Here is a 1,049-nt window from a genome sequence, read left to right as displayed (position 1 = left end):
AACCTAATCGCGTACCGTTGGCATGTCAACTTCGCCCGCACGCCTCACGCCACACGCCTCACTCCCCCAACGAGCCGACGCCGCCGAGGACATGACCGTACGCCGACCAGTTCAGCTCGTCCGGTCCGGCAGGCGCCCGTACCCACCGCGGCACGGCCAGCGCCGCCGCGTGCGTGCGGTCCTGCGGGCCGCAGGACAGGTTGACGACGCTCCAGCCGACGGGCCTCCCCTCTCCCCCGGCTCCCAGATAGTCCCGTTCCAGCCCCCGGCTGAGCCCGGTCCCCAGCGCCTTCAGATACGCCTCCTTGCGCGTCCACAACCGGCAGAATTCCAGGGGGCGTTCGGCCCTGCGCACCCGCAGCAGTTCCGCCCGCTCGCGCGCATGCAGCCGGGCCAGGCACAGTTCGACCGTCCGGCGGGAGGGCAGCCGTTCCACATCGACCCCGACGAGTACGTCGGCGAGCCCGATGAGTGTGACGCCCGCGCAGTGGGAGAGGGAGAAGTACGGTCCGCCGGGGGCGCCTTGGCCCTCCTGGCCGGTGAGGAGGATCGGCCTGCCGTTCGGCCCGCCGCAGTGCGCGCAGCGGTCGCGGGCGAACCGGAGATCCCGGGGGTGGACGCCGAGCCGCTCACCCAGCAGCAGCCGCAGCCCCACGTGCGCCGCGAGATACATCGACCGGTCACGCGGGTGGGTGAGAGACGCGGCCCTGGCCCGCTCCCGCGCGTCGAGCAGGGAGAGTACGAGCGCTTCCGGCCACGGGGGCGGCTGCCGCACCGCCCACAACCGGACCTCGCCCACCGGGCGCACCTGGCGCGATGTCGATGCCATGCCGACCTGCCTTCGATCCGGCCTTCGATCCGGCGGACGTGACGCGGCTACGAGCGCAAGGCGTACGCGGACGCCCGCCAAGGCCCGGCCGGTGACCGGGAGTTGGTGCGGCCCGCGTCGAAGGACGCGGGCCGCACACCGGTGTCGGGCTCCCTGTCAGCCCTCCACCTTGACGGTGGAGACAGCACCGTCGGCCGAAGCCTCGGCGCCGTCGGACTCC

1 protein-coding gene is annotated in these 1,049 nt (G+C 73.1%); it reads right to left on the bottom strand.

Annotation, left to right across the window (positions count from 1 at the left end; genetic code table 11):
* Positions 1–58 precede the first annotated feature (58 nt).
* Positions 59–829, bottom strand: coding sequence for a 4'-phosphopantetheinyl transferase family protein (locus BHU15_RS37210; protein WP_079128642.1), 771 nt, complete (start codon positions 827–829; stop codon positions 59–61).
* Positions 830–1,049: the final 220 nt, after the last annotated feature.

Source organism: Streptomyces niveus, assembly GCF_001723055.1.
Lineage (GTDB): Bacteria > Actinomycetota > Actinomycetes > Streptomycetales > Streptomycetaceae > Streptomyces > Streptomyces niveus.
Note: the sequence above shows the minus strand (reverse complement) of the source record. Positions and strands in the feature narration are given on the sequence as shown.

Coding starts and splice junctions, on each gene's coding strand:
- BHU15_RS37210 (WP_079128642.1), bottom strand. CDS start 829: ATGGCATCGACATCGCGCCAGGTGCGCCCGGTGGGCGAGGTCCGGTTG.